General features: G+C 70.9%; 23 protein-coding genes. 11 read left to right on the top strand and 12 right to left on the bottom strand.

Going from position 1 to position 26,999, the window contains the following annotated elements; genetic code table 11:
• Positions 1–8: 8 nt before the first annotated feature.
• Positions 9–641: a hypothetical protein gene (locus WME73_RS24665; RefSeq protein WP_437917268.1), complete on the bottom strand. Its 633-nt coding sequence runs from the start codon at positions 639–641 to the stop codon at positions 9–11.
• Positions 642–800: 159 nt separating this feature from the next.
• On the opposite strand from WME73_RS24665, the gene WME73_RS24660 reads away from it, so the two are divergent.
• Positions 801–2,012: a hypothetical protein gene (locus tag WME73_RS24660; RefSeq protein ID WP_437747820.1), complete on the top strand. Its 1,212-nt coding sequence runs from the start codon at positions 801–803 to the stop codon at positions 2,010–2,012.
• A 63-nt stretch (positions 2,013–2,075) separates the two neighbouring features.
• Here WME73_RS24660 and WME73_RS24655 read toward each other — a convergent pair whose 3' ends face one another.
• Positions 2,076–3,128, bottom strand: coding sequence for a rhomboid family intramembrane serine protease (locus tag WME73_RS24655; protein WP_437747819.1), 1,053 nt, complete (start codon positions 3,126–3,128; stop codon positions 2,076–2,078).
• 201 nt (positions 3,129–3,329) lie between these two features.
• On the opposite strand from WME73_RS24655, the gene apaG reads away from it, so the two are divergent.
• Complete coding sequence (gene apaG / locus WME73_RS24650) at positions 3,330–3,713, top strand: Co2+/Mg2+ efflux protein ApaG (protein WP_044965505.1); 384 nt, start codon at positions 3,330–3,332, stop codon at positions 3,711–3,713.
• 243 nt (positions 3,714–3,956) lie between these two features.
• Here the strand turns inward: apaG and clpA are convergent, their stop codons facing one another.
• From clpA to WME73_RS24620, 6 genes are all read right to left on the bottom strand, one after another.
• The gene (gene clpA, locus WME73_RS24645; RefSeq protein ID WP_437747818.1) at positions 3,957–6,272 is read right to left on the bottom strand and encodes an ATP-dependent Clp protease ATP-binding subunit ClpA; all 2,316 of its coding nucleotides are present in this window, start codon (positions 6,270–6,272) and stop codon (positions 3,957–3,959) included.
• The gene (clpS, locus tag WME73_RS24640; protein ID WP_437917266.1) at positions 6,269–6,592 is read right to left on the bottom strand and encodes an ATP-dependent Clp protease adapter ClpS; all 324 of its coding nucleotides are present in this window, start codon (positions 6,590–6,592) and stop codon (positions 6,269–6,271) included. The genes clpA and clpS overlap by 4 nt, the downstream gene beginning before the upstream one ends.
• A gap of 270 nt (positions 6,593–6,862) precedes the next feature.
• Positions 6,863–9,439: a glycogen/starch/alpha-glucan phosphorylase gene (locus WME73_RS24635; protein WP_437917265.1), complete on the bottom strand. Its 2,577-nt coding sequence runs from the start codon at positions 9,437–9,439 to the stop codon at positions 6,863–6,865.
• A gap of 305 nt (positions 9,440–9,744) precedes the next feature.
• Positions 9,745–10,059 carry a hypothetical protein gene (locus WME73_RS24630; protein ID WP_437555088.1) on the bottom strand — a complete coding sequence of 105 codons (315 nt, stop codon included), beginning with the start codon at positions 10,057–10,059 and terminating at the stop codon, positions 9,745–9,747.
• 118 nt (positions 10,060–10,177) lie between these two features.
• Positions 10,178–10,960: a DUF899 domain-containing protein gene (locus tag WME73_RS24625; RefSeq protein WP_437917264.1), complete on the bottom strand. Its 783-nt coding sequence runs from the start codon at positions 10,958–10,960 to the stop codon at positions 10,178–10,180.
• On the bottom strand, positions 10,957–11,109 hold the full coding sequence (locus tag WME73_RS24620; RefSeq protein WP_012237017.1) for a hypothetical protein: 153 nt from the start codon (positions 11,107–11,109) through the stop codon (positions 10,957–10,959). Before WME73_RS24620 ends, WME73_RS24625 begins: the two co-directional genes overlap by 4 nt.
• 99 nt (positions 11,110–11,208) lie before the next feature.
• Between WME73_RS24620 and WME73_RS24615 the strand changes: the two genes are divergently transcribed.
• The 5 genes from WME73_RS24615 to lspA all read left to right on the top strand — a co-directional run bounded on the left by WME73_RS24615 (position 11,209) and on the right by lspA (position 17,240).
• Positions 11,209–12,522 (top strand): helix-turn-helix domain-containing protein, encoded by a 1,314-nt coding sequence (locus tag WME73_RS24615; RefSeq protein ID WP_437917263.1) that lies wholly within the window; start codon positions 11,209–11,211, stop codon positions 12,520–12,522.
• A gap of 27 nt (positions 12,523–12,549) precedes the next feature.
• Positions 12,550–13,203 carry a Vgb family protein gene (locus WME73_RS24610; protein WP_437917262.1) on the top strand — a complete coding sequence of 218 codons (654 nt, stop codon included), beginning with the start codon at positions 12,550–12,552 and terminating at the stop codon, positions 13,201–13,203.
• A gap of 397 nt (positions 13,204–13,600) precedes the next feature.
• Positions 13,601–15,250, top strand: a complete 1,650-nt coding sequence (locus tag WME73_RS24605) for a DUF1588 domain-containing protein (RefSeq protein WP_437917261.1) — start codon at positions 13,601–13,603, stop codon at positions 15,248–15,250.
• Positions 15,251–15,272: 22 nt separating this feature from the next.
• Positions 15,273–16,658, top strand: coding sequence for a DUF1552 domain-containing protein (locus tag WME73_RS24600; RefSeq protein ID WP_437917260.1), 1,386 nt, complete (start codon positions 15,273–15,275; stop codon positions 16,656–16,658).
• A 90-nt stretch (positions 16,659–16,748) separates the two neighbouring features.
• On the top strand, positions 16,749–17,240 hold the full coding sequence (gene lspA / locus WME73_RS24595; RefSeq protein WP_437747809.1) for a signal peptidase II: 492 nt from the start codon (positions 16,749–16,751) through the stop codon (positions 17,238–17,240).
• A 159-nt stretch (positions 17,241–17,399) separates the two neighbouring features.
• On the opposite strand, the gene WME73_RS24590 is transcribed toward lspA, so the two are convergent.
• From WME73_RS24590 to WME73_RS24580, 3 genes are all read right to left on the bottom strand, one after another.
• Positions 17,400–18,149 (bottom strand): hypothetical protein, encoded by a 750-nt coding sequence (locus WME73_RS24590; protein WP_437917259.1) that lies wholly within the window; start codon positions 18,147–18,149, stop codon positions 17,400–17,402.
• A 46-nt stretch (positions 18,150–18,195) separates the two neighbouring features.
• Positions 18,196–18,660: a DUF3565 domain-containing protein gene (locus tag WME73_RS24585; RefSeq protein WP_437747807.1), complete on the bottom strand. Its 465-nt coding sequence runs from the start codon at positions 18,658–18,660 to the stop codon at positions 18,196–18,198.
• A gap of 126 nt (positions 18,661–18,786) precedes the next feature.
• Positions 18,787–20,088 carry a ferritin-like domain-containing protein gene (locus tag WME73_RS24580; RefSeq protein WP_437917258.1) on the bottom strand — a complete coding sequence of 434 codons (1,302 nt, stop codon included), beginning with the start codon at positions 20,086–20,088 and terminating at the stop codon, positions 18,787–18,789.
• Between the two features lie 340 nt (positions 20,089–20,428).
• Between WME73_RS24580 and WME73_RS24575 the strand changes: the two genes are divergently transcribed.
• The 4 genes from WME73_RS24575 (at position 20,429) to WME73_RS24560 (ending at position 24,205) form a co-directional block, all read left to right on the top strand.
• Positions 20,429–21,526, top strand: coding sequence for a Nif3-like dinuclear metal center hexameric protein (locus WME73_RS24575; protein ID WP_437917256.1), 1,098 nt, complete (start codon positions 20,429–20,431; stop codon positions 21,524–21,526).
• A gap of 133 nt (positions 21,527–21,659) precedes the next feature.
• Positions 21,660–22,031, top strand: coding sequence for a hypothetical protein (locus WME73_RS24570; protein ID WP_437917255.1), 372 nt, complete (start codon positions 21,660–21,662; stop codon positions 22,029–22,031).
• A gap of 199 nt (positions 22,032–22,230) precedes the next feature.
• Complete coding sequence (locus WME73_RS24565; RefSeq protein ID WP_437747803.1) at positions 22,231–22,500, top strand: hypothetical protein; 270 nt, start codon at positions 22,231–22,233, stop codon at positions 22,498–22,500.
• A gap of 235 nt (positions 22,501–22,735) precedes the next feature.
• Positions 22,736–24,205, top strand: a complete 1,470-nt coding sequence (locus tag WME73_RS24560; RefSeq protein WP_437917254.1) for an MATE family efflux transporter — start codon at positions 22,736–22,738, stop codon at positions 24,203–24,205.
• A gap of 286 nt (positions 24,206–24,491) precedes the next feature.
• On the opposite strand, the gene WME73_RS24555 is transcribed toward WME73_RS24560, so the two are convergent.
• Positions 24,492–26,918, bottom strand: a complete 2,427-nt coding sequence (locus WME73_RS24555; protein WP_437917252.1) for a tetratricopeptide repeat protein — start codon at positions 26,916–26,918, stop codon at positions 24,492–24,494.
• Positions 26,919–26,999 lie beyond the last annotated feature (81 nt).

Below are 26,999 nucleotides of genomic sequence, written 5' to 3'. Positions count from 1 at the left end.
CCGTGGCGTCACTTCAGGCGCAGGCTGTTCACGAGCTTGTCGAAGTCGGCGCGCGCCCCGGTGACCGTCTTCTCGGGGCCGGTCATCTTGAAGAACCAGAGCCCGCCGGACGGCGTCTCGGCGATCGCGCCGAGGAGGGCATGGTTCGGCTTCGGATCCGAGGCGGGCATGCCGGGCATCCCGGAGCCGGCGAACGTCCCCTTCACCTCGACGATGGTGACCTTGAGATCGCCGGCCTTGAGGTCGGTGCGCTTGGGGGAATCGTCGCTCTTCTGGGAAAACTGACCGGCCCAGCGCGTGATGTTCGCGTCCACGCTGCCGCCCGCCTGGCTCACGCTGAGCTCGGCGTCCTCGGTGTCACCGGCCGCGCGCTTGATCTTGTACGTGGCCTTGCGCATCGCGTTGGGGTTCGGCGCGCTCTCGAAGCTCGCCGGGGCGTCCCACGCGAGCTCGCCGCCGCCCGCCTGCTGGCCGCTGGCCGGCGCCGGCTTCGGAGCGGGCGCCGCCTCGGCAGGCGCGGCGGGCTTGCTGGTCGCCGGCGCCTCGGGCGCGGATGTGGCTGTCGGCTCGGGGGTCTTCGAGCACGCCGCGGCGAGCGCGGCGACGAGCGGCAAAACCATGGCGGAGCGGAGCTTGATCATCGTGGGAGGCCTCGGCGGGGTTCGCGGCGACTGTAGTCGCCGTGCCCGCGGCCTCAAGCCGGATCGGACCGCGGCGAGCTCCCGGCGCGCTCTTGCCGGAGGCGCCCGGCGGGTCGTTCAGCCGCACGCTTTGCCGTGATACCACCAAAATACAAATACATGGACCCCACCTTCCGGCGCGCGTTCAACGCTGCCTTCGGGCCGTCGACCTACGCGGACTACCTCGGCCGGCTCGAGCGGCGGCTCGGGTGCGCGATCCCGTTCCGCGTCGCCGAGACGCCGCTGTTCCTGCCCCACAGGCTGCGCGACGACCTCGAGCGCTCCGCGACGGAGATCGTGCGACAGATCTCGAGCCCCGCGCTCATCGCGCAGATGAAGCGCGCCATCCCTGCGCACCTCGACGTCCCGGGCATGGATCCGCTCCCCAACTGCGTGCAGGTCGACTTCGCGATCGTGCGCGGCCCGGACGGCGAGCTCACGGGCAAGGTGGTCGAGCTGCAGGCGTTCCCGTCGCTCTACGCGCTCATGCTCGTCCAGGTCGAGGTCATGGCCGAGGTGCTCGCCGGGATGCCGGGCCTCGACCGGCGCTGGTCGTGCTGCTTCGGGGGCCGGAGCACCGTCGACGTCCTCGCGCAGCTCCGCCGCGCGATCCTCGCGGGAGAGCCCGAAGAGTCGGTGGTCCTGCTCGACCTCGCGCCGGAGAAGCAGAAGACGTACCCCGACTTCGTGGCGACGAAGCTCCTCGTCGGCGTCGACGCCGTCTGTCCGACGGCGCTCGTCCGGGAGGGGGACCGGCTGTTCCGCCGCGTGGGCGGGCGGCTCGTCCAGGTCCGCCGGCTGTACAACCGCGTCGTGTTCGACGAGCTCGAGTCGAAGCGGGTCGAGCTCCCGTTCCGGTACGGCGATCCGCTCGACGTCACGTGGTGCTCGCACCCGAACTGGTACTGGACCTGGTCGAAGTACACGCTGCCCTACATCGATCACCCCGCGCTCCCGCGGGCGCGGACGCTGAGCGCGCTGGAGGGCGCGCCGCTGGATCTCGAGCGCTACGTGCTCAAGCCGCTGTTCTCCTTCGCGGGCTCCGGGGTGAAGGTGGATGTCACGCCCGAGGACATCGCCGCGATCCCGGAGGGGGAGCGCTCGGGCTGGCTGCTCCAGGAGAAGGTCGCGTACGAGCCGGCGCTCGCGATGCCTGACGGGAACGGGGTGAAGGCCGAGGTGCGGATGATGTTCCTGCGCGCGCCGGACGAGCCCGAGCTCTCGCTCGTCCTCAACCTGGTGCGGCTCTCGCGCGGGAGGATGCTCGGCGTCGATCAGAACCGCGACCTGACCTGGGTCGGCGGCACCGTGGGGATCTGGCCGGTCGACTGAGGTCGCGCGCAGGTGATGAGCGCGCGCCACGCGCCGGGGACGAGCGCCGCCGCGGTCGTGCGCTCAGGCGATGAGCGCGATCTGCCACGCGCCGAGGACGAGCGCCGCCGCGGTCGCGCCCAGCGCGACCTGGACGACGGGGCGCCGCGGCGCGGGCCGGTTGCGCAGCGAGAGGCCGGCGACGACCCCGATCGCGGCGCCGCTGAGCAGCCCGAAGGCGTGCGCGCCGAGATCGGAGCGTGGGCTCGCGCCGAGGGCGCCGAGGAGGGCGAGGCCTCCCACGAGCGGCGCGACGAGGTGGAGGAGGTGGCGCTTCTCGCCGCTCTCCTTGTCGTGCGCGTGGTCGAGCATCAGCTGCGTGGCGGCGAGCAGCCCGATCGCGCCGAACACCGCGGTGGAGGCGCCGATCGAGGCGTGGTGCTGGCCCATGCTCTGGTGCCAGAGCGCGTTCGCGAAGTTCCCGATCGCGCCCGAGGCGACCACGGCGAGCGCGGCGCCGCCCGGCCCGAGGCGGCGCTGCACGGCGGACGCGAAGACCGTCCCGGAGATGACGTTGCCGAGCACGTGGGCCGAGTCGGCGTGCAGCGTGAGCGCGGTGATGGCGCGCCACGGCTCCGGTCCCACGACGAGGTCGGCGACGGACGCGCCGCGCTGGAACCAGCGTCCGCCGCCGCTCGCGGGCCCGGTGACGAGGAAGAAGAAGAGGGCGAGCGCGGCGAACGCGACGCCGGCGACCATGGACGGAGGGTGGCGCAGCCGCTCGCGCGGGCGGAGCGGGGGCCAGTTGCGGTTCTCCGCTTCGTACCGATCGATCGAGCCCGCGGCGAGGGCGTAGTCCTCGTCGCGCACGAGGAGCACCCAGCCCGCCGGCGTGTACCGCACGGCATGCCAAAGCTCGCTCGACTGGAGGACGAGGGCCCACTCGCGGATCTTGCGCTCCGGCATGACGGGGCCGATGGCCGTGAGCCCGAGGCCGTGATTTTCCGCCTCTCCGGAGGTGGGATCGCCGTTCTGGATCATCGCCGCCCTCTCGCCGCGCGCCGGCGGCAGGATCGCGATCGGGACGAACGGCTCGCCAACTGCATCTCGAACACAGACACGGTTCTGTTCGCCCACGGCGGGTCCTCCACGGTTCGTCGACCCAAGGTTCATCGAAACGTGCGGATGAGCCCGGAAGCTGTCAACGCCGGGTCTCCGGGAGCCTGACCGTCTCGTCGTCACGCCGAGCCGCGGCGCTCCTTGCCGGTTGCCGGCTCTGTGCGCGCGCTGCGCGGCCGGGCCCTTGTGCGCGCGCCGCAGCGGTGGCAGTGCGTGGTTGTGTCGACGGCCATCACGCAGGGCATCCGGGTCACCGTCTCGACGGTCTACGTCCCCACGCAGTCATCCCCGACGGAGCACCGCTACGTCTTTGCTTACACCGTGCGGATCGCGAACGAAGGCACCGAGCCCGCCCAGCTGAGGACGCGGCACTGGATCATCACGCACGGCAGCGGGAAGGTGGAGGAGGTGCGCGGCCCTGGCGTCGTCGGCCAGCAGCCCTCGCTCAAGCCTGGCGAGCACTTCGAGTACACGAGCGGTTGTGTGCTCGAGACCCCGCGCGGCACGATGCGCGGCACCTACCAGATGCACCGCCCCGACGGCCGCGTCTTCGACGCCGAGATCGCGTCGTTCACCCTGGCGATGCCGCACTCCCTGAACTGACCCCGCCCCCGTCACCCCCCAACCCCCCTTGGAAGAGCCAGCGGGGAGGGGGTGCCCGTGCGCGCGGGCGGCGGGGTAGGGCCCCACGAACCCGAGCGCCGGCCCGCATCGCAGCCTATCGCTCCCGACCCGCCTCTCCCGCACCCACGGCAATCGCCTCCCAAAAGGCGCGAGTTCGTGGGAGGGGCCCCCGCCGCCCGCGCGCACGGGCACCCCCTCCCCGCTGGCTCCGTCGCTGCCGTCCTAGCCGACGGCCTCCGGCTCGACCGCCGCCCCGTTCGCCTTCGCCTTCTCCGGCCCCCCCCCGTTCGCCGCCGAGAACTTGAACGTGAACTCCCCGCCTTCGAAATCGACGGCGACGTTCCCACCGTTCTCGAGGGCCCCGAAGAGCAGCTCGTCCCCGAGCCGCCGCTTGATGTCGTTCTCGATGACGCGCCCGAGCGGCCGCGCCCCGTTCGCCGGATCGTACCCTCGCGTCGCGAGCTCCGCCCGCGCCCGGTCTGTCACCTCGACCGTCACCGATCGATCCGCCAGCATCGCCGCGAGCTCGCCGACGAACTTGTCCACGATGCTGCCCATCACCGACGGATCCAGCGCCCGGAACATGATGCGCGCGTCCAGCCGGTTCCTGAACTCCGGGCTGAACGTGTTCTTGTAGGCCTTGTCGTCGTCGCCCGCCGTCCCTCGCTCGCCGAAGCCGACACGCGCCTGCGCTAGCTCCCGCGCGCCCACGTTGCTCGTCATGATCAGCACCATGTGGCGGAAGTCGCTCTTCTTGCCGTTGTTGTCGGTCAGCGTGCCGTGGTCCATCACCTGGAGCAGGACCTGGAACACGTCCGGGTGCGCCTTCTCGATCTCGTCGAGCAGCAGCACCGCGTGCGGCGTCTTCGCCGCCGCCTCCGTGAGCAGGCCGCCGCGGTCGAAGCCGACGTAGCCGGGCGGCGCGCCGATGAGCCGGGAGACGGTGTGGCGCTCCTGGTACTCGCTCATGTCGAACCGCAGGAACCCGATGCCGAGCGCCCTGGCGAGCTGCTTCGCGAGCTCGGTCTTGCCGACGCCGGTCGGGCCCGAGAACAGGAACGAGCCGATCGGCTTCTCCGGCGCGCGCAGCCCCGCGCGCGACAGCTTGATCGCCGACGCGAGCTGCTTCACCGCCTCGTCCTGGCCGAAGATCACCGAGCGCAGCGACTGCTCGAGATCCTTGAGCTGCGCCTTGTCCGACGTCGACACCTGGCGCGGCGGGATCTGCGCCATCTTCGCGACGACGAGCTCGATGTCCGCCGCCTCGACCGTGTACCCGTCGCCGTGGCGGAGGCGCGCCGCCGCGCCCGCCTCGTCGAGCAGATCGATCGCCTTGTCGGGCAGCCTTCGATCTTGCAGGTACCGCGCCGACAGCTTGGCCGCGGCCTCGATCGCCTCGGCCGTGTACGTGATCTTGTGGAACTCCTCGTAGCGCTTCTGCAGGCCCTTCAGGATCTGCGCCGTCTCGTCGACCGAGGGCTCCGACACCTCGATGCGCTGGAACCGCCGCGCGAGCGCGCTGTCGCGCTCGAGGTGGCCGCGGTACTCCTGGAACGTCGTCGCGCCGATGCAGCGCAGGCGGCCCGAGGCCAGCGCGGGCTTGAGCAGGTTCGACGCGTCCATCGTCCCGCCGCTCGCGGCGCCGGCGCCGATGATCGTGTGGATCTCGTCGATGAAGAGGACCGAGCCCGGCTGCTTCTCGAGCGCGCGCAGCACCGCCTTGAGGCGGTTCTCGAAGTCGCCGCGGTACTTCGTGCCGGCGAGGAGCGCGCCCATGTCGAGCGCGTAGACGGTCGCGTCCTTGAGCGGCGCGGGCACGTCCTTCTTCTCGATCCGCTGCGCGAGCCCCTCCACGATCGCCGTCTTGCCGACCCCGGCGTCGCCGATGAGCAGGGGGTTGTTCTTGCGCCGCCGCGCGAGCACCTGGATCGTGCGGGCGACCTCGTTCTCACGGCCGACCAGCGGATCGATGCGGCCCTCGGCCGCCTCCTTGTTGAGGTTCGTCGTGAACGCCGCGAGCGGATCCTTGACCGGCTGCGCGGCGCCGGGCTCGCCACCCTCCTCCGGCGGCTCCTCCCGGAGGCCGTCGTCCTGGCCCGTCTTCGAGATGCCGTGCGAGATGTAGTTCACGACGTCGAAGCGGCTGATGCCCTGCTCGCCGAGGAGCGTCACGGCCGGGCAGTCGCGCTCGGCGAACATCGCCACCAGCACGTTCGCCCCCTTGAGCTCCTTCTTGCCCGAGGACTGCACGTGCATCGCGGCGCGGCCGACCACGCGCTGGAACCCGAGCGAGAGCGTCGGGCTCGTGTCCGCGTCCTCCGGCAACACCTCGATCTCCTCGTCGAGGAAGCGCTCGAGCTTCTTCTTCAGCAGCGGGGTGTCGCCCCCCGCGTGCCGGAGGACCTCGGCCGTCTCCTCGTCGAAGAGCAGCGCGTAGAGCAGGTGCTCGATGGTCACGAACTCGTGCCGGCGGCGCGAGGCCTCCCGGGTGGCGAGCGAAAAGGCGATCTCAACTTCGGGGCTGATGCGCATGGTCATTCCGGCTCGGCGGTCAACCGAAGGGGCATCGCGTGCTCCTTGGCGAAGTCCTGGACTTGGGCGACCTTGGTCTCGGCGACATCCTTCGTGTACACGCCGGCGACCCCGTGGCCGCGATGGTGCACGCTCAGCATGATGTGCGTGGCCTCCGTCTCGGTGCGGTGGAAGAACTTCATGAGGACGAGCACGACGAACTCCATCGTCGTGTAGTCGTCGTTGTGGAACACGACCTTGTAGCGGCGGGCCTTCTCGACCTTCCGTTCGCGCTCGGTCGCGAGGTTGCCCTGCTTGTCTTCTCTTTCCTCAGGATCGTTCGGCATAAATCCGTCGGGAAGGATAGCAAGAGCCCCGCCCCGGCGAGCGGCCGACGAAGCTGGCTCATGCCCCGGAAGCATGCTCCGCCGCGGCGCCCTTCGCCACGCGCGGGCCTGGATTTTCCGTCCGCCGTGGCGCCCGGCTCATGGAACCGGGCCGAGGGTGCTGTTGGGTTCGTTCGCGGGCGCCGGCTTGATCCGGCTGGCTCCGGCCGGCGGGGCGCCGCCCCGCCGCAGGCGCGCGAGCGGCCCGCGGCGGAGGGCGCGCCGGCGCCGTCACACGAGCGACATGGCCGCGCCGAGGTCGATCTCGACGGGCGTGAGGCCCCAGATGTCGCGCGCGTACTCGCGCACCGTGCGGTCCGAGGAGAACTCACCCACGCGCGCGATGTTGAGCGCGGACTTGCGCAGCCAGCTCTGCCGGTCGGCGTAGGCCGCCTCCACCTCGCGCTGACAGGCGGAGTAGGCCTTGAAGTCGGCGAGCATCATGTACTCGTCCCGGCCGAGGAGCCGGTCGAGCAGGGGCTGGAAGAGCTCGCGGTACTCCGGGGAGAAGAAGCCCGACGAGATGAGCTCGACCACCTCGCGGAGCTCCGGGTCGGCGGCCACCGCGGTGCGCCCCTCGAAGTGCTCGCTGCGGCGGGCGATCACCTCGTCGGCGGTCAGCCCGAACAGGAAGAAGTTCTCCGGGCCCACCGCGTCGCGGATCTCGATGTTCGCGCCGTCGAGCGTGCCGACGGTGAGCGCGCCGTTCAGCGCGAGCTTCATGTTCCCGGTGCCCGACGCCTCCATGCCCGCGGTCGAGATCTGCTCGGAGACGTCGGCGGCGGGGATGATGCGCTCGGCCAGCGAGACGCGGTAGTTCGGCATGAACGCGACCCGGAGCCCGCTGTGGCGCCGGTCGCCGTTCACCACGTAGGCGACGGCGTGGATGAACTTGATGATGAGCTTCGCCTGCCGGTAGCCGGGCGCCGCCTTGGCGCCGAAGATGAAGGTCCGCGGCATGATCTGCTCGCCGCGCTTCTGGCGCAGGTAGAGCGCGACGATGTGGAGCGCGTTGAGCAGCTGGCGCTTGTACTCGTGGAGGCGCTTGATCTGGACGTCGAAGATCGAGGAGGGGTCGACGTTGACGTCGAGCTCCTGCGCGATGACCTTCGCGAGCGCCACCTTGTTCGCGCGCTTCACCGCGGCGATCCGCTCGATGAACTCCGGATCGTCGAGGTGGCGCTCGAGCTCGCGCAGCCGCTCGAACTCCGTCACCCACTTCGGGCCGACCTTCTCGGTGACGAGCGCGGCGAGCGCGGGGTTGCAGGCGAGCAGCCACCGCCTGAACGTGACGCCGTTCGTCTTGTTGTTGAACCGCTCGGGCCAGAGGTCGTAGAAGTCGCGGAGCAGGTCGCGCTTGACGAGCTCGGAGTGGAGCTTGGCCACGCCGTTCACCGAGTGCGAGCCGACGACCGCGAGGTGGGCCATGCGCACGTGGCGCTCGTGGCCTTCCTCGATGAGGGACATCCGCGCCACGCGGTCCTGGTCCTGCGGGTGGGCGTCCATGACCTCGCGCAAGAACCGCCGGTTGATCTCGTAGATGATCTCGAGGTGCCGCGGCAGGAGCCGCTCGAAGAGCGCGACGGGCCAGCGCTCGAGCGCCTCGGGCAGCAGGGTGTGGTTCGTGTACCCGAAGGCCCCGACCGTCTGCTTCCACGCGTCCTCCCAGGCGAGCAGGTGGTCGTCGATGAGGACGCGCATCAGCTCGGCGATCGCGATGGCGGGGTGGGTGTCGTTCAGCTGGATCGCGTTCTTCTCGGCGAAGCGCGAGAAGTCCGGGTGGACGCGGTTGTAGCGGTTCACGATGTCGGCGATGGAGCAGGCGACGAAGAAGTACTCCTGCCGGAGGCGCAGCTCCTTGCCCTTGTCGAAGTTGTCGTTCGGGTAGAGGACCTTGGAGATGACCTCCGACTGGTTCTTCTCGTGGACGGCGTGCACGTAGTCGCCGGCGTTGAAGAGCTCGAAGTCGAACTCCTCGCCCGCGCGGGCCGACCAGAGGCGGAGGGTGTTGACGGTGTTCGACTGGTAGCCCGCGATGGGCGTGTCGAACGGGACGCCGATGACCTGCTCGGAGTGGCGCCAGACCACGCGGAAGCCGCCGCGCTTGTCGGGGACGCGCTCGGTGTAGCCGCCGAACGAGACGGGGACGGCGTGCTCGGGGCGCTCGATCTCCCAGGGGTTGCCGAAGCGGAGCCACTCGTCGGCGCGCTCGACCTGGTAGCCGTCGCGGATGACCTGCTCGAAGATGCCGAACTCGTACCGGATGCCGTACCCGTAGGTGGGCAGGCCGATCGTGGCCATGGAATCGAGGAAGCAGGCGGCGAGCCGCCCGAGGCCGCCGTTGCCGAGCCCGGCGTCGGGCTCCTGCTCGACGAGCTCATCGAGGTCGAGGCCGAGCTCGCCGAGCACGGTCTTGTAGCTGTCGTAGATGTCGAGCGCCTGCAGGTTGGCGACGAGCGCCCGGCCGAGGAGGAACTCTGCGGAGAGGTAGTAGCCGCGCTTGACGTCCTGCTCGTAGTAGGTGTGCTGCGTCTTCGTCCACCGGTCGACGAGGCGGTCGCGCGCCGAGAGGGCGAGGGCGACGTACCGGTCGAACGACGTGGCGGACATGGACTCCCGGGCGCGCGAGTAGTGCAGGTGATCGGCGAAGGCGCGGCGCAACGCGATCGGGTGCATGCCGGTGCGGGCGTCCGGCGCCGGGTTGCCGCGGAAAAATGCGGCGGGGGTGTCGCGCTGCTGGGCGTTGCCGTCTCTGTGGGCGGGGGTTTCTCTCTGACGGTTGGGATCGGCGTCGATCGGGTTGGCCATGGCGGCGCACTTTAGACGGATCTGGCCCGCGCTGGTTGGCTGCGCGACGTGCTCGGATGAGGTTCCGTGTGGGCGTCGGTTGCCGATGATCCCCGGGTCAAATTGTGGTGGTAACGGAATCCAGTCCGGCGACCTGGTACGGGGCGAGCGCTGTCAGCCGGTGCCGCGGCAGAGCGGCGGGATGGCCGACGGCTGGCGGGGCGCGGCGCGGCGGCGTGAGCGGCGGCGGGCTCACGCTCGCTGACGCGGGCGGCCAGGTGCGTCGACCCGCTCCGACAGTGACGCCGGGTCGCGCTCGCGTCGTCTCAGCGCGGGCAGCCGCCGAGCAGCGGCGCCCCGAGCAGATCGAGCTGCTCGACCGCGCGCTGCGGCCGGCGCGCGCGCAGGCCCGCGCCCGTCCCCGGGGCGGCGCTCCAGGAGCTCGCCCGCAGGACGAGCTCCTCGCGGAGCGCCACGAGCTCGCGCGACGGCAGGGTGCTCGTGTCCGTCACGAGCCGCGCTCCGTCACGGTAGCCGGTCCACACGGTGTAGCCGTCCCGTGTGACCTCGATCCCGAACCTGGGGCCATAATCCGTGATCTCGTAGCTGCGCCCCAGGGCCAGGAAGCTCCACTTCTTCATCGCGACCGTCTCGCCAGTGTCCGTCGAGGCAGCCGGACCGGCCAACAAACCGGGGGGGCGGGCCCCGCGCACTGCGGCCCATGGGCGTGATCCGCGCGAAATCCGCGAGGAGTCCGGGTCACCCGGGCCCGCGCGCCGGAGCGGCGCACCCACACGAGCCGCCTTCCCCAGCGGCTTCGTTTCGCGAGGTGCCTGACGTCGTGGGGTACCTGTCGTGATGGCGGACCCACGCCATCGTGTAAGGGAGCGCGGCCTCGTCCCGGCCGAGGGGCGTGAGATCCAGGTAGTTGTAGGTGCCGATCAGGACGTCGAGCCCGCGCGCATAGGTCGAGTAGGTGTGGAAGACCTCGTCGCCGTCGCGGGCGAAGACGCTCAGCCCAGGGGCCTCGGGGAAGGGGGAGCTCGCCTTCTTGAAGTTGTACTCCATATCTCCTCGAGCGCGCTCCTCCTCACGGAACGAGACGTGATAGTCATAGTTGAAGTCCGTCTCGTCCGAGGAGACCCACGGGAACGTCCAGCCCATTCGCGCCTTGAACGCCTCGATCTTGGCGAGCGGCGCGCGGGAGACGGCGCAATACGCCGTGTCGCGGGCGGCCAGGTGGACGTGGCCACCCTGGATGTTGTCGGCCACGTACGAGCAGCTCTTGCAGCCCTCGTCCCAGCTCGGCGCGAACATGAAATGGTAGACGAGGAGCTGCCGGTGATCGCCGAAGAGCTCGCGCAGCGTCAGCTTGCCTGAAGGGGCGTCGAACACATAGGCCTTGTCGACCCTCACCCACGGCAGCTCGCGGCGCGCGGCGCTCAGCGCGTCGCGCCGCCGGTCGTGCTCTTTCTCTCTCTCCAGCAGCGCCAGGCGCGCCGCCAGCCACTCTTCCCTTGAAGCGATCTTGGCGCGGCTCATCGGCGCTCTCCCTTCGACGCGGGGGCGCCGGCGGCGCTCCTGCCATGGTTCCGGTTCCGGAGCTTCTTGACGGCGATCGCGGTCACGGCGCCGGCGGAGGCCGCCTGGGCGAGGACCCATCCGATGGACGCGAGGCACGCAGGGCACATGGGGATCTCCTCCTGTGGGCGGCGCGCGCGGCGCCTCGCCGCGCCGGCCGCCGACCCGTGGAAATGACCACGGCGCCTCTGGCCGCGACAGCAACATCGATGTCGCGATCCGTTGGCGCGCGCCGCCGGGCGTGCGACGCTGCCGCGATGGATGCGACGGCCGAGGTCCCCGCCGAGCTCGGCGCGCTGGCGGCCCGCTCGCTCGCGGCGGGCGACGCGCTCGACGCGCTGAAGGTGGTCGGCCCCTTCGGAGGTCCACACGCGCTCGCGCTACGCGGGATCGCGCTCGCGCAGATGGGCGCCTATCCGGAGGCGAAGGCCGCGCTCGGCCGCGCAGCGCGGGCGTTCGCTGCGACGGGCGCCGAGCGCGCCCGGGCGCGAGCGAGCGCGGCCCTCGCGGAGATCGCGCTCGCGCAGCGGGAGATCGGCGAGGCGTGGCAGGGGCTCGTCGAGGCGGGGGACGCCCTCGAGCGCGCCGGCGATCTCACGAACGCGGCGTGGGCTCGCCTGGGCGCGGCGCGGGCCGCGCTGCTCGAAGGCCGCGTCGCCGAGGCGGAGCGGGCGCTCGCGGCCGCCGAGGCCACGGTCACGAGCGACGCGCCGATGTTCACCAGGGCCGCGCTGGCGCTCGTGCGCGCCGAGGTGCACGCGCGGCTCGTGCGCGCGTCCTCGGCGCGACGCGCGGCCGAGCAGGCCGCGGCGTGGGCGCGGGCGAGCGGACATCCGCTGCTCATCGCCGAGGCCGAGCGCTTCCTCCGCGCGCACGACGAGCCCGTGGCGCGCCTCGTCCAGGGCGGCCGCGACGAGCCCGTGCGCCTCGCCGACGTCGAGGCCCTGGTCGCCGCGCCCGCGGGGCGGGTCGTCGTGGACGCGCTCCGCCGCCGCGTTCTCGACGGCGGCGAGGTGCGGGCCGACCTCGCGCGCCGGCCGGTCCTGTTCGCCCTGCTCGAGGCGCTCGCGCGCGCTCACCCGGCGGCGATCGCGAGCGACGACCTCGCGCGCGCGGCGTTCGGCGTTCGCGCGGTCAACGAGTCCCACCGGCGGCGGCTGCGCGTCGAGGTGGGGCGCCTGCGCGCCGAGCTCGGCGGCGTCGGGGTCGTGCGCGCGCTCGGGAACGCGTACCGCTGGGAGCTCGGCGCGGGCGTGGAGGTGGTCGTCCTCGCGCCGCTCGAGCCGGGCGACGCGGGCGCCATCCGCGCGCTCCTCTCGGACGGCGCCGCGTGGAGCGCCTCGGCCATCGGCGCCGCGCTCGGCAAGAGCGCGCGCACGGTGCAGCGCGCGCTCGCGGAGCTCTCGCTCGCGCGCGCTGTCGAGGTCACCGGCAGCGGCCCCTCGCGGCGCTACGCGAGGCCCAGAGCGGCGCTGTCGATCGCGTCACAAATGTTGCTCCTCGGGCTCGCGCTCCCTGGTTGAGTGCGCGGGGCGAGGAAGGAGTGGACCGTGAAAACCCGGCAGGCCGAGATCATCGCGGAGCGCACGTTCGAAGGGGTGGAGTCGATTCACGGGGTCGCGTTCGACGGACAGGCGGTGTGGTTCGCGCACGGCGATCGCGGAGACCTCATGTCCGCCGAGCCCGAGAGCGGCCGCGTGCTGCGTCGCCTGAAGGCGCCCGCCAGCGCGGGGGTGGCGTTCGACGGGCGCCACCTGTGGGTCGTCGGGGGCGGCAGGATCCGGAAGATCGATCCCGCGAGCGGGGCCGCGGTCGGCGAGGTGCCGGGCTTCGATGCGACGCCCGTGAGCGGGCTCGCGTGGGCCGACGGCGCGCTCTATGCGGGCATCTACCGCGAGCGGAAGATCCTCAAGATCGATCCCGAGCGCGGGGCCGTCCTCCGCACGCTCGTCTCCGATCGGCTCGTCACCGGCGTCACGTGGACCGACGGCGATCTCTGGCACGGCGTGATGTGCGAGGAGGAGGGCGCGCCGTCGGAGCTCCGCCGCGTCGATCCCCGGAGCGGCGAGGTCCTGGACCGGCTCGCGCTGCCGGAGAGCGTTCGCCTCTCCGGCGTCGAGGCGGACGCGAGCGGCCGCCTGTGGTGCGGCGACCCGGCGACAGGCAGGCTCCGCGCGGTGAAGAAGCCGCGAAAGGCGGTCTGATTCACCCTGGGTTCGACCTGCCGGGCGCAGCCGGCCAGGGTTTCGAGACAAACTTACAGCATGAGTGGCACTGCGCCGAAGGGAACGGCTGGGTCGCTGCGCGCGGCGATGATCAGAACCGAACCCTTCGGGAATGTGAAGGCGCGTAAGGCGCGGATCAAGATCCACTCGAGGGGACCGTTCTGCTCGGCTCTGGATGGGTCGTCTTGCGCAGCGGGACCTTCGCCATCCACTGCAGCGTAACAATGACGCTGTAAGAGGGTAGGTGGCCTCGGGCGGTTTGATTTGCGGACAGCGTTGGACTTCCAGCCTCCTCGACGGGAGCGGTCTCGATCGGCGCCGCGCACCCATGTGGAGATCCGATATGCGTTTTCGCTCTTTGGGCTGGATCTTCGTTTTGGGTTCTCTGGCGCCCGCCTGCACCGGGCAGCTCGGCGATCCGTCCTCGGGCGCGGCTGGCGGCGAGACCGGCGGCGACGTTCCCCCGCCGCAGGCCGACGGGAGCTTGCCGTACGCGGCGCCCACGCCCGCCTCCGCGGCGCTTCGCGCCCGCACATGGCTGCTCACCCCGGAGGAGTACGCTCGCTCCGTCCAGGGCTTGCTCGGCGTGTCGATCGACATTTCGGACATGGAGCCCGTGCCGGACAACGGCATCTATCCGAACATGTCCACCAGCGGGCTCGTCCGCGTGACCCTGGCCGAGCAGTACGCCGCCAAGGCCGAGGCCGCGGTGCTCGCGCTCGGCGATCGGCAGCTCAGCGCATTGATTCCGTGCGGCAAGGTCGACGCGACGTGCAAAACGGACTTCGTGCGCGCGGCGGTCAGCAAGGCGTTCCGGCGGCCCGCGACGGCGGAGGACCTGACCAGTTATGGCGAAGTGTTCGATCTCGCCGCCGAGTCCGGGGATCCGGCGCTGCCGTTCCGCTGGGTGCTGAAGGGCGTGCTGAACTCGCCTTATTTCTTGTACCGGACCGAGATCGGCGCGCCGAGCGATGAGGCGAAAGCGGCGTTCCGGCTGACTGACCACGAGATCGCGACCTTCCTTTCGTACAGCGTGCTCGGCGAGCCGCCCTCTGCGACGCTGGTCGCCGCCGCCGATCGCGGCGAGCTGGCCGATCCCGCGCTGTTTCCTGGCCACATCGACCAGCTGCTCTCGACGCCGGGCGCCGCCGACCAGCTCGGTCACTTTCTCGTCCAGTGGTTGCGGTTGCACACGTTCGAGGCCGAGGTGGAGAAGTTCGAGGACGTGTTCCCCGGCTTCGCCGATGTGAAGGGGGCGATGTTCGCCGAGACGCAGCGCTTCCTCCGCGCGAACGGAGGCATGGAGGGCTCGATCGCGAGCCTGCTCACGGCGCCTGTACCCGAGGTCGATCCAGCGCTCTCCGCGTTTTACCGCAGCGACGCCTCGGGCGCGACGGACACCGCGCGGAGCGGCCTGCTCTCCCTCGGCTCCGTGCTCTCCAAGACCGCCAAGCAGTACCTCACGTCCCCGACGCTCCGCGGCCTGTTCATCCGCGATCAGCTGCTTTGCCAGCACATCACGCTGCCCGAGAACTTCACCCCGCCGCCGATCGAAGAGAGCGAGCTGCGCATGACCCCGAAGACCACGCGCGAGCTGTACGAGACGCACAACGCGCAGGCGGTCTGCGAGAGCTGCCACGCGCTGATCGACGGCGTCGGCTTCATGCTCGAGAATTTCGACGGCGCGGGCCGCTATCGGACGCTCGAGCAGTACAGGAGCCCGTCGCTCACCGCGCCCATGGCTGCGCCGCAGCCGATCAACGCGGTGGGGTGGCTGCTGAACACCGACGTCGACGGGGAGTACGACAGCGCCGCGGGGCTGGGAGAAGCGCTGTCGCGCAGCACCTGGGTCCGCGAGTGCCTGGCGCGGCAGGCCTTCCGCTTCTATTTCGGCCAGGTCGAGTCTGCGCGCGGTATTCCGCCGGTCGTGCAGGGCACGGCGGCGCTGGATCGCACCGGTCTCCTGCGCGACCTGCTCGTGGCGCTCCTGTCTTCGCCGAGCACGCTGGAGCGCGTGCGCGACTAGCTACGGCCATCGAGGTTCGAACATGCCCAGGCCCTTCGACGTATCCAGACGAGACATCCTGAAGACGGCGGCCGGCGCGATCTTCCTGGCGCCGCTGCTGCGCCACCGCGAGGTCGAGGCGCAGACCGTCGTGCCCAAGCGGCTGGTGCTGATCTTCACGCCCGACTCGCACCCGCCCGAGTGGTGGCCGACCGGCAGCGGGTCGACGTTCCAGCTCCAGGAGCCGCTCGCCGATTTCCGCGGCCTCGAGAGAGACATGTTGTTCTTGCGCCGGCTCGACCATGCCTGGACGGTCGGGAATCACCACGAGGCGGGCATGGCGCAGCTGTTCACGGGCGCGCGCTTCATCGACGAGAGCTCACACCACGCGAACGGTCCCTCGCTCGATCAGATCCTGCTCAAGAGCTCCGACCTGCGCGGCGGCACGCCGCTCGCGAGCATCCACCTGTGCGTCGCCGATCGCGGCGGCGCCGACAAGCGCCATATCATCTCGTACAGCGGCCCCGGCCAGCCCATGACCCACACGGCCGACCCCGCGCGCGCGTTCAGCACGATCTTCAGCGGCGTCACCTTCGACGGCGCCGCGCCGACGCCCACGCCCGGCGGTATGCCGGACGCCGTCGCGGCCGCGAAGCGCGAGGCCGACCAGCGGATCCTCCAGATCAACACGCGCGAGCTCAAGACCATCCAGGGCTTCCTCGGCCAGGCCGAGCGCCAGAAGCTGGAGCTCCACGTGGAAGCGCTGTTCGAGCTCGAGAAGCGCATCGCGGGCATGGGCGGCGGCACGTCGGTCCCGGCCGGCGCGGCGTGCGAGCGCGCGGACACCTCCGGCTACAACGGCAGCACCAACAACGCGACGACGATCACGCGCTGGGCGCAGATCCAGGCCGACATCATCGTGAGCGCGTTCACGTGCGATCGCACGCGGGTCGCGGACTACCACTTCAGCTTCTCCGGCGGCCACCATGAGGGCCTCCTCGGCTTCGGCCAGAGCTGGCACGACGTGGTCGCGCACGTCAGCCGCACGAACGACAGCGTCAGCGTCGGTGGTGAGTCGATGACCACGCGCCAGGCCTTCATGCTGTTCGATCGCTTCTGGGCGAGCCATATCGCGTACCTGGCGAAGCGGCTCGCGGGCATCCGCGAGGGCAGCGGCACGATGCTCGACAACACGATCCTGCTCTGGGGCGTGGAGAGCGGCACGAACCACAGCCACAACCCGCGGGACATGCAGTACCTGGTCATCGGCGGGAAGAACCTGGGCGTGAACGTGGGCCAGTACATCAACAACACCACCGCGCAGAGCTCGAACAAGCTGCTCACGTCCGTGATGAACGCGCTCGGCCACGCCGCGACGGGCATCGGCATCGAGCCGAACTGCGGACCGCTGCCGGGCTTCCTCGCCTGAAACCCGCTCGGGGGCGGCGCTGGCTCCACACCGTCCTCTCTCGAGCGAGTGACCGGGAACAAACCGCCAGGGCGCCGTGTTCCGGCGGCCATGGCGCGACGTGTGATGGGCTGGGTCCTGATTCTGTTCACGCTGGCCCTGGTGGGGTGCGATCATGCGACCAAGGCGGTCGCGCAGGCCGCGCTCGAGCAGCGAGGTCCCCTGTCGATCGTGCCGGGGGTGCTCGATCTCCGCTACGCCGAGAACCGTGACATGGCCTTCAGCCTGCTCCGGGGCATCCAGTCGCCGGCGAAGGTGGCGGTCCTCCTGGTGTGCTCGATGGTAGTCCTCGGCGTGGTGCTCCTGGGCTGGTGGAGCAGCCGCCGCGCGTCGCTCACCGAGCAGGCCGGGTACGCGCTCATCGTCGCCGGCGCGGTCGGGAACGCGATCGATCGAGGCGTTCGCGGCTACGTCATCGACTTCATCCACCTTCACCGCTGGCCGGTGTTCAACGTCGCTGACATCGCCATCGTGGCGGGCGGGATCCTGCTCGGGATCGCGATGTTCCGGCGCGCTCGCCAAGAGCCGCGCGAGGTGTCCTGAGCTTCGCCTCGTGAGACAGCCTCGCCCGAGCACGCCGGCTCCACGAGCAGCGCGGCCAGCGGCGGAAAGACCTGGAGGAAGAGCATGTGCGCCGCATGTCTTCCGGTCCGGTGTCTGAGATATCTCGAGAAGATTGGCCGCCCGGTAGCGCCGCTGGGCTCAGTTACAGAGCAGCCTCTTCAGCTCATCCGTGGTCTTGGGCTTCGCGCCAGCCAGGGCGGCGGAGGCGATCTGCTGTGTTTTCTTGGCCCTGGAGCAATCGTCAGGCCCGTTGGGCGCCTGCTCCAGCAAGGGGCCGAGCTTCTCCGTGGGACCTTTCGCGTGCTTCTTGATGCAGAGCACGGGCTCGCCTTCGTGAACATAGTACCGGCGCTGCGTGACGCTGCTCGTCGTCGCCGGCTTGTCCGGCGTACCCCTCGTCCCGTCAAAGGCCCAGGATCCATCGTCGTGCAGCGCGAAGACCAGCTGGCCCTGGTCGTAGTAGAACTGGTACGCCGACTCGCCGTGCCCCGCGTCGGCGGCCGCGATCTCCGCCTTCTGGATCGCGCCGTCCGCCTGGTACAACCGGAGCTCGCCGCGTCCCTCGCCGCCGGCGCACTCGAAGCGGAGCTCGCTTCGCGTCAGGTCCTTGCGGGCCTGGATGTCCTGATACCGGGCCCTGATCTTCTGGATCCGCGGATCGTCGAGGCTCGCCTTGGAGCCGCCGGCGGTGTCCGTGGCGGCCAGGGGTGCTGCCGCGGGCGCCGGGCTTTCCACGGCGGAGGTGCCGGCCGGGGGTGTGGTCGCGCCGGGCGCCGGAGCTCGGCCTGGTTCTGCAGGAGCCGCGGAGACGCTCGCCGACGGGGTGGGAGAAGGCGGGCTACACCCGATGACGGCGGCGACGAGCAGGGCGATGGAGGATCGGCTCATGAGGACCCAGAACGCTTGGTGCGACCGTCCCATTCGGCGGGCCGGGTTACCCGCCCTTGCGTCGAAACTCCACGAAGAACCGCACCGGGCCGTCGGGGTCGACGTGGTGTAGCACCTCGGGGGCGACGATCCCTGGGCTCTCTGGATCGAGAGAGAGCTCTCGACCGCCGAGCCCATCGATCCGGTAGCGCAGCCGCCCCGAGATCACGTGGATCACCCCCCATACGCCGGGCTTGGTGGAATGGTTCTTTCGCAGGCCGGAAGGGATCGTGACCTCGTCGAAATCGGCCGTCCGCTTGTACGCGACCAGCCCGTCGGGCATCTCGAGCCGATCGCAGCGCACGCAGTCGAGCTCGGTGCCGAGCATCGATGCGCGGCCCTCGGACGTGACGACCCAGGGGCGCGAGAAGAACGGCGGCTTGTGCCGGACGTGCTGGCCATGTCCACAGCTCAGCTCGGCCACCCAATCGTTCGCATCGTCCTGATGGTAGCCTGTGATCGATCGACGCATCGTCTCGATCTACTGACCGTCTTCTGGATGGTTTTCCACTCGATCTGCGTGCAGCGTGTCCGGAGCGAGCTGCGCTTGCGCATCGTCCATCTTCCACCTTCCGGTACACGTCGGATCGCGTCCTCGCTAGGACCACGCGCCCAGCAGCGCGCGCATCGCAGGCGCGATGACCTCCGCGACCGCGCGGCGGTGGGAGGCGGCCAGCGCCGCGCCGTCAGGGCGCCCGTGCGCGGCGAGGGCGTCGGCCTCGGCGTCCGGCGCCGTGGCGGCCGGAGGAGGCGAGGCGAGGGCCGCCTCGAAGGCCTCGGAGACCGCCCGGCGCACCGGCTCGCCGCCCGTCTGGAGCGCCCAGGCCACGAAGCGCCACGCGAGCTCGGCGTGCCGGGCCTCGTCCTCGGCGATCGTGGCAAGGGCGCTCCGGACCGCGGCGTCGGTGGCGCGCGAGCGCTGCTCGCTGGCCTGCACGGCGGCGAGCGTCTCGCCGACGCAGCCCTCGCGGACGGCGCGCGCCGCGAGCTCGGGCAGGCCCGAGGCGACCTCGACCCGCCCGCCGAACGCGAACGGCGCCGGCGCGAGCGCCGCGCCGGCGTACGCGCTCGCCAGGCCGAAGCAGAGCGCCGCATGGCGCACCTCGTCGCCCGCGGCCTCGTGCGCGGCCGCGAGCATGTCCGGGGGGGCCCCGACCGCCATCAGCTCCAGCGCGAACCGCGCGAAGGAGGCGACCGACGCGTGCTCGAGCAAGGCGTCGCGGAGCCATGCCTCGGCCAGCGCGGCGCGGGTCGACTGCGTCAGCGCCGCCACGTCCGGGTGCGCCGCGGCGCCCCACGCGCTCGCCGCTCGCCGCTCTGCCCGCGCGGTGCGCGCGCGCTCGCCCACGAGGAACGGGCGGCCTGTGCCGCCGCAGGTCGCGACGAACTCGTAGCAGCACTCGCTGCCTCGGAGGACGCCTTCACCGAGGCTTGTGTACCAGCACCCCGCGGGCGCACCGGGCGGCGAGCCCGGGACGGAGGAGCCGTGGGGGTCGAAGGTCGGGCACGCGCCCGCGGGTGAGCCGCCGATGCCGCCCTCGCCGGCAGTTCCCCCTTCGCCGGCAGCTCCCCCGACACCGCCCTGTCCTCCCTGTCCCGAGGGCCCCAGGGCGACACAGACCGTTCCTTCCTCGGTCCACTGGACGCCGCCTGCCTGGATTGATGTGACGTCATCGCCGCCTGGCCCGCCATTCCCGCCCATCCCTCCGCGCGCCCCCGAGCTCTCGTCGCCCGACGCGGGGCCACCGCCTCCGCCCGACGCGCGCTCCAGGGTGACGTCGCCGCCGCAGGCGGCGCCTCCAACTGCCACGTTGAGCGTCGCGGTGGCGAGGATCGCGCGTGTCAGCTGGTGAGCGAGCGCGATCCGGAATTGAGTCGGAGAAGAGGGGATACTGGCCATGGTGCCAGAGAACAGCAGCATCCATACCAGCGCAGGATCCGCGGGCGCAGCCTTTCAACGCGGGGATGACCGGCACAGCATGGCACAGCCCTGGTCTGCATCGATTGCGCCGCTGCCGCGGCGAGCCCTCGCGGGCGGCGTGACCCGCGCGCGCGTCGACGTCGCGCGGAGCTGCGCCCGCCTGGCGTCGAGCCGGCCGCCCGGGTCCCGGCGCGACGCGGCGCCTCCGGCTGCGCTCGGCGCCGCCGTCGCGCGGAGCTCGGCTCCGCGGTCGCCACGTCGCCGCGTCGCCGCGTCGCCGCTGCGCCGAACCGCGGTCGCCGCTGGTATAGAGGCGCTCATGACCCTCCTCCGAGACGTCCTTTCAGCGCTCGAGTCGATCGCGCCGCTCCGGTTCGCGGAGTCCTGGGACAACGTCGGCTTGCTCGCGGGCGACCCGGCGCGGCCCTCGTCGGCGGCGCTCCTCGCCATCGATTACACCCCCGAGGTCGCCCGGGAGGCGCGCGATCTCGGCTGCGATCTCGTCGTCGCCTACCATCCGCCCCTCTTCGAGGCCGTGAAGCGGGTGGTCGCGCCGAGCCCGATCTTCGCGGCCATCCGCGACGGCATCGCGTTGTACTCGCCCCACACCGCGCTCGACGTCGCCGAGGGGGGCACCAACGATGTCCTCGCCGACGCGCTCGGGATCTCGCCGGACCGCACGCCGCTCAGGAGGGCGCCCTCCAAGGCGTGGCAGCATAAGCTCGTCGTCTTCGTCCCGGAGGATCACGCCGACGCGGTAGCCGACGCCCTCGCCGAGGCGGGCGCGGGCCGGATCGGCCGGTATTCGCGCTGCAGCTTCCGCACGCTGGGGACGGGCACGTTCTTCGGGGAGGAGGGCGCGAACCCCACGGTCGGCGAGAAGGGCCGGCTCGAGCGCGTCGCCGAGGTGCGGCTGGAGATGGTCTTCCCCCGCGACCGGACCGCCGCGGTCGTGCAGGCGATGCGCGGCGCGCACCCGTACGAGGAGGTGGCGTTCGATCTCGTCGAGCTCGCCGCCGAGCCGCTCAGGGCCGGCATCGGGCGGATCGGGCCGCTCGCCGGCGCCGCGCCGGTCTCCGAGCTGCTGGGCCGCGTCAAGGAGGGCCTGGGGGTCGACGCCTTGCTCGTGGCCGGCCCCGAGCAGCGCGCCGTCTCCCGCGCGGCCACGTGCGCCGGCGCGGGCGGCGCGCTCCTCGACGACGCCATCGCGCAGGGGGCGGAGCTCTACCTGACGGGCGAGCTGCGCCACCACGACGCGCTCCGCGCGGCGAGCGCGGGCGTCACCGTGGTGTGCGCGCTGCACTCGAACAGCGAGCGCGCCGCGCTGAAGCGCCTCGCCGAGCGCCTCCGCGCCGCGGTGCCGTCGCTGCGCGTCGAGCTCAGCGTGCAAGACCGGGATCCGTTCTCGATCCGCTGACGGCGCGGCGCTGCGCCGGGAGGGGGACGGGGCGCGGAACATGCCAGGGCTCGGCGGCGCGCCCGGCTCATCGAGGTCCCCTGGCTCGGTCGGGACCGACCGAGGATGGCAGTGAAGTGCTACGATGCCTTGCATGCGGACCGCGAACGAAGCACTCCCTCCGCCAATCCCCCCTGCAGAGCACATTCGCAAGCTGGTGGAGGCCAACCGGGTCGAGGAGGCGCGCCGCTATGTCCAGGAGTTGCTCGCCCAGGGGGACACGAGCGTGGAAGGCTGGGCGAAGGTCCTCCGTCCGCCCCGGATCGTTGCCTCACCCGACCGTGCCCGCAGTGACTTTGCGGCAGACTACGCCTGGCTGCGAGAAAACCGGCAGGCCTACCTCGATCGCTGGGTGGCGCTCCACGATGGCAAGCTGCTCGACACCGACGTCACGCTGCGCGCGCTGGTCGAGCGGCCGACGGAGCGTGGGCAGATCGAAGGTGCGTTCGTGGTGCAGGTCGACTGATGGCCAAAGGCACGATGCGTCTCGAAGGGGTCGCGCAGCCGTGGGCCGACTCGTCAGCGCGGTATCGGGTCGCGACCGAGCACGAAGGGACGCTGCTGACAGTCGCTGTTCGCTGCCGGATCGCCGACTTCCGTTCGAGAGCCAGGCGCTCCTCGACACGGGCGCCGCGTGGTCGATCATCGGAGGCGACCTCGCCGACATGCTGCAAGCGCAGCTTGGCGGCACGGGACAGACGATGATCCTGTCGACGCGACTTGGTCGCATCCGCGGCGTTCTTCACGATCTCGACGTCCTGCTCGTCGCCGAGCGCGGCGAGAGCCTCACGGTGTCGGGCAGCATCCTTATCGCCCCGGGATGGATAGGACCGGTCGTGCTTGGCTACCGTGGGTTCCTCGAGCGCCTCCGCTTCGCGCTCGATCCGGGCTGTGGCCCGGACGACGCGTGGTTCTTCTTCGCGAGCGCAGGTTGAGCGGTCGCAAAGGGAGAGGAGAGCTTCCCGCCCGAGGCGGGATGTGGTCGCGGAGGAAGCGTGGCGGGTCGCCGGGCGACTCGGCCCGGTGGTTGACTGCCGATCGGCGTCGATGGCGCCGCCGCCGCGCGCGCCAGGAGAGTAGCCCCTCCCATCTGTAGTAGCCCCTCCCATCTGTAAAGGTGTGCAACGCCGCTGGACGAAGCGGCCCGCAGCGATCAGCTTGCCGGCCCTCATGCGCGACCACGGCACGCCACCCGCCCCCGACCTGCGCGCGGACGCTCTTGCACCCTCGCCGCCCTCGCCCGGCTCGCGCCGCGGCGCGGGCGTCTGGTCCACGCTCCGCGACGCGGTCCGCGGCGGCGAGCACGACTTCACCACCGGCTCCATCGACCGGGCGATCGCCCTGCTCGCGATCCCGATGGTCATGGAGATGCTCATGGAGTCGCTCTTCGTCGTGGTCGACGTCTTCTGGGTCTCGCGGCTCGGGGCCGACGCCGTCGCCGCCGTCGGGCTCACGGAGTCGCTCCTCGCGCTCGTCTACGCCATCGCGATGGGCCTCGCGGTCGCCGCGTCCGCGACGGTCGCGCGGCGGGTCGGCGAGGGGCGCCACGAGGAGGCGGCCGCCATGGCGGGGCAGGCGATCGTGCTCGGCCTGCTCATCTCGCTGCCCATCTCGGCGGTCGGCGCGCTGCTCGCCCCGCGGCTGCTCGCGGCGATGGGGGCGACGCCCGGGGTGATCGCGATCGGCGCGCCGTTCGCCTCGATCATGCTGCTCGGCAACGCGACGATCCTGATGCTGTTCGTCATCAACGCGATCTTCCGCGGGGCGGGCGACGCGGCGCTGTCGATGCGGGTGCTCTGGCTCTCGAACGCGCTGAACATGGCGCTCGGCCCGTGCCTCATCTTCGGCCTCGGCCCGTTCCCGGAGCTCGGCGTGGCCGGCGCGGCGGTCGGGACGACCCTTGGCCGCGGGGCCGGCGTCGCGCTGCAGGTCTTCTTCCTCACGCGCGGCAGCGGCCGGGTGAGGGTGCGCGCGCGGCACCTCGTCCCCGACCCGGGGGCGCTCGCGGCGCTGCTCCGGCTCTTCGCGAACGGCGCGCTGCAAAACGTCATCGGCATGGCGAGCTGGAGCGGCCTTGTGCGCATCATCGCGCCCTTCGGGAGCGCGGCGCTCGCCGGTTACACGATCGGGATGCGCGTCATCGTGTTCGCGATCCTGCCGGCGCTCGGGCTCTCGAACGCCGCCGCGACCCTGGTCGGGCAGAACCTTGGCGCGGGGCGCCCCGACCGGGCCGAGGCCGCCGTCTACCGCGCGGGCATCTGGACCACCGTCATGCTCGGCGCGCTAGGCGTCGTCTTCGCGGTGGGCGCCCGCGCCATCGTCGGCGCGTTCACGGACGACGCCGAGGTGCTCCGGTTCGGCACGCAGACGCTGCGGATCCTCTCGTGCGGGTTCCTGTTCTACGGCTTCGGCCTGGTGTTCACGCAGGCGTTCAACGGCGCCGGCGACACCTGGACGCCCACGCTGCTGAACTTCGCCTGCTTCTGGCTCTGGGAGATCCCGCTCGCCTGGGGCCTCTCGGGCGCCGCGGGGCTCGGCCCGGCGGGCGTGTTCGTCGCGATCGCGGTGGCGTTCTCGACGTTTGCCGTCGCGGGCGGGCTCGTGTTCCGCCGCGGCGCGTGGAAGCTGCGGCGCGTCTGAGGGGCGCCGCGGCGGGAGGCTGCCCGGCAGCAGGAAGAGATGCGCGGGATGGGCTGTCGGGACTGGTGGCCGAGGAACGCATCGTGGACGTGCTCTGGGCGCACGGGGAGCTGAGCCTTGCAGCGAGCCTGTTCGTCAACCTCGCGAACGAGCAAGGCGGGCTGGACAACGTGACGTGTGCGCGGGCGTGGCTGGGCGGCGGGCGACGAACGCGGCGGCGACGTGGCGCGGCTTGGGCCATCGCTCGGGCGTCCTGGCCGATGCACTCGCGGCGGCGATGTTCAATTCAGTGGAGCTCGATTCCAAGCCGGCCTCCTGGCGCGGTGATCTCGATCGGCTTTCCATCGCGGCGCAGCGTGACCTTGACGGAGCGCTTGGTGGAGGTTGCCTGGGTGAGTTCGATCAGATGCTGCGCGCTCCGGACCTTCGCCGCGTCGTAGACGGTGATCCAGTCGCCTGCGGTGAGCCCTGCACAGCTATCGTTGGTGCAGCGGAGGACCACGACCCCGCCGCGGCTGCCGTCGCGAGCCCAGCCGCTTCGCTGTGCAAGGGTGAGGGCGAGGTTGCTGCGCACGGCACGCGTGGAAGGATGGGCATCGCCGAGCCGTGCCACGAAGACCGCGATGGCACGGCGGAAGTGCTCGATGGCGGCAGCGTAGTTGCCCTGTTCAGCGAGTACGAGGCCAATGTTGTTGAGGGTAGCTGCGACGGTGGGATGATCCTTGCCGAGCGCCGTTTCGTTGACGGCCAAGGCGCGGCGAAAGTGCTCGATGGCGGCAGCGTAGTCGCGCTGCTCGTGGAGCACGCCGCCAATGTTATTGAGGTCTCTGGCGGTGGAGGGATGGTCCTTGCCGAGCGCCGTTTCGTCGATAGTGAGGGCGCGGCGGTAATGCTCGATGGCAGCAGCGTAGTCGCCCTGTGCGTGGCGCGCGCCGCCGATGTTGTTGAAATATCTAGCGGTGGAAGGATGGTCCTTGCCGAGCGCCGTTTCATCGATAGTGAGGGCGCGGCGGTAGTGCTCGATGGCAGCAGCGTAGTCGCCCTGTTTCGCAAGCACGAGGCCGATGTTGTTGATGTCTCTCGCGGTGGAAGGATGGCCCCTGCCGAGCGCCGTTTCGTCGATGGTCAGGGCGCGGCGGTAGTGCTCGATGGCGGCAGCGTAGTCGCCCTGTTCCGCGAGCGCGACGCCGACGTTGTTGAGGGTAGCTGCGACGGTGGGATGGTCCTTGCCGAGCGTCTTTTCGCTGATGGTCAGGGCGCGGCGGTAGTGCTCAATGGCGGCAGCGTAGTCGCCCTGTGCGTGGTGCGCGCTGCCGATGTTGTTGAGGCTTCTGGCGGTGGAGGGATGTTCCTTGCCGAGCACCTTTTCGTCGATGGCCAGGGCGCGGCGGTAATGCTCGATGGCAGAAGCGTAGTCGCCCTGTGCGTCGCGCGCGCTGCCGATGTTGTTGAGGTTTTTCGCGGTAGAGGGATGTCCCTTGCCGAGCACGTTTTCGTTGATGGCCAGGGCGCGGCGGTAGTGCTCGATGGCGGCAGCGTAGTCGCCCTGTCTCGCGAGCACGAGGCCGATGTTGCTTAGGTCTCGGGCGGTGGAGGGATGTTCCTTGCCGAGCACCTTTTCGTCGATGGTCAGGGCGCGGCGGTAATGCTCGATGGCGGCAGCGTTGTTGCCCTGTTCCGCGAGCGCGAGGCCGATGTTGTTGAGGTCTCGGGCGGTGGAGGGATGTTCCATGCCGAGCGCTTTTTTGTCGATGACCAGGGCGCGGCGAAAATGCTCGATGGCGCCAGCGTAGTCGCCCTGCTCCTGGAGCGCGCCGCCAATGTTGTTGAGCAATGCCGCATGCATCAAAGGGTCCGTGTCGCTCGCACGCCCCAGCGCGCGCTGGCTGAATTCAATCGACTTCTTGAAGTCGGGCAGGTGCAGGTAGGCCATGCCCAGATAAAGGTCCAGCGTCTCGACGTTTCGCTCATGGACCAGGACATCCTGTTCCGAGCGCTGGAAGAAGCGCGCCGCAAGCCAGTAGTTCTCGCGCTCGTAGAAATGCAGCCCCAGCGCGAACTGGATCAGCCCGAAGGGTTTCGTCGATTGCATCCTCGGGAGATCGAGCTCCGCGAGGCTCGTCAGCTCATGGCGGTCGCTGGCGCGGAGGTCGCGGTCCGACCACGAGAGCGTGGCGCTGGGGCAGACGGAGTAAGGCTTCGCGGCGTGCACCTCGGTCTTGCCGATGTTGATGACCGCGTTGTCGCCTGTCTTCAGTTCCGAGACCCGGACGTTGCTCCGGTTGTCCACCACGACGGTCGACTCTGGGTTGCAGTACGCCTTCCCCCAGAGCACGACGTCGGCATCGAGCGCGTCGGCGATGCGTCGCGCCTGCTCGTGGCTCCCAACGAAGCACCGCAGCCGCTCGATCTCGAGCGCCGACTCGGGCACCTCGATGTCGAAGCTCTGCGGGTCGCGGAGCGTCTCCTCCTTGAATCGCCTGAGCTCGTCGTCGATCTGATGGGCCACGGTCTCCCCGAGGTCGCGCTCGGCGGAGCGGCTGGAGAAGAAGTCGGCGACCAGGATGTGGGTCGCGTCGGACCGCTTGAACGGGCTCGCGCCCACGGCATCGCCGCAGCGCCCGCCAGCGTGGCGGACCGGAGTCTCGGCCGGAGGAGCTGGCGCCCCACAGCCCGCTATGAGGGCCCCCAGAACGACGCAGAGCTTCCGCATGGGTTCACCTGTTGTTTACGTTGCCGACGCCGAACTCGTAGTTGTTGCCGCAGATGACTCCGCGCACCTCGGTATCGCTCG

Origin of the sequence: Sorangium sp. So ce302, assembly GCF_051530145.1 — a bacterium.
Lineage (GTDB): Bacteria > Myxococcota_A > Polyangia > Polyangiales > Polyangiaceae > Sorangium > Sorangium cellulosum_B.
The sequence above is the reverse complement of the archived record's forward strand: the minus strand, read 5'-3'. Positions and strand labels throughout refer to the sequence as shown.

Bases quoted from the DNA above. Each gene is read 5' to 3' on its own strand.
- WME73_RS24600 (WP_437917260.1), top strand. From the start codon at position 15,273: ATGCCCAGGCCCTTCGACGTATCCAGACGAGACATCCTGAAGACGGCG.
- WME73_RS24555 (WP_437917252.1), bottom strand. From the start codon at position 26,918: ATGCGGAAGCTCTGCGTCGTTCTGGGGGCCCTCATAGCGGGCTGTGGG.
- WME73_RS24615 (WP_437917263.1), top strand. From the start codon at position 11,209: ATGTCGCGATCCGTTGGCGCGCGCCGCCGGGCGTGCGACGCTGCCGCG.
- WME73_RS24635 (WP_437917265.1), bottom strand. From the start codon at position 9,439: ATGGCCAACCCGATCGACGCCGATCCCAACCGTCAGAGAGAAACCCCC.
- WME73_RS24660 (WP_437747820.1), top strand. From the start codon at position 801: ATGGACCCCACCTTCCGGCGCGCGTTCAACGCTGCCTTCGGGCCGTCG.
- WME73_RS24565 (WP_437747803.1), top strand. From the start codon at position 22,231: ATGCTGCAAGCGCAGCTTGGCGGCACGGGACAGACGATGATCCTGTCG.
- clpS (WP_437917266.1), bottom strand. From the start codon at position 6,592: ATGCCGAACGATCCTGAGGAAAGAGAAGACAAGCAGGGCAACCTCGCG.
- clpA (WP_437747818.1), bottom strand. From the start codon at position 6,272: ATGACCATGCGCATCAGCCCCGAAGTTGAGATCGCCTTTTCGCTCGCC.
- WME73_RS24575 (WP_437917256.1), top strand. From the start codon at position 20,429: ATGACCCTCCTCCGAGACGTCCTTTCAGCGCTCGAGTCGATCGCGCCG.
- WME73_RS24580 (WP_437917258.1), bottom strand. From the start codon at position 20,088: ATGGCCAGTATCCCCTCTTCTCCGACTCAATTCCGGATCGCGCTCGCT.
- WME73_RS24665 (WP_437917268.1), bottom strand. From the start codon at position 641: ATGATCAAGCTCCGCTCCGCCATGGTTTTGCCGCTCGTCGCCGCGCTC.
- WME73_RS24560 (WP_437917254.1), top strand. From the start codon at position 22,736: ATGCGCGACCACGGCACGCCACCCGCCCCCGACCTGCGCGCGGACGCT.
- WME73_RS24570 (WP_437917255.1), top strand. From the start codon at position 21,660: ATGCGGACCGCGAACGAAGCACTCCCTCCGCCAATCCCCCCTGCAGAG.
- WME73_RS24620 (WP_012237017.1), bottom strand. From the start codon at position 11,109: ATGTGCCCTGCGTGCCTCGCGTCCATCGGATGGGTCCTCGCCCAGGCG.
- WME73_RS24630 (WP_437555088.1), bottom strand. From the start codon at position 10,059: ATGAAGAAGTGGAGCTTCCTGGCCCTGGGGCGCAGCTACGAGATCACG.
- WME73_RS24625 (WP_437917264.1), bottom strand. From the start codon at position 10,960: ATGAGCCGCGCCAAGATCGCTTCAAGGGAAGAGTGGCTGGCGGCGCGC.
- WME73_RS24585 (WP_437747807.1), bottom strand. From the start codon at position 18,660: ATGCGTCGATCGATCACAGGCTACCATCAGGACGATGCGAACGATTGG.
- WME73_RS24590 (WP_437917259.1), bottom strand. From the start codon at position 18,149: ATGAGCCGATCCTCCATCGCCCTGCTCGTCGCCGCCGTCATCGGGTGT.
- lspA (WP_437747809.1), top strand. From the start codon at position 16,749: ATGGCGCGACGTGTGATGGGCTGGGTCCTGATTCTGTTCACGCTGGCC.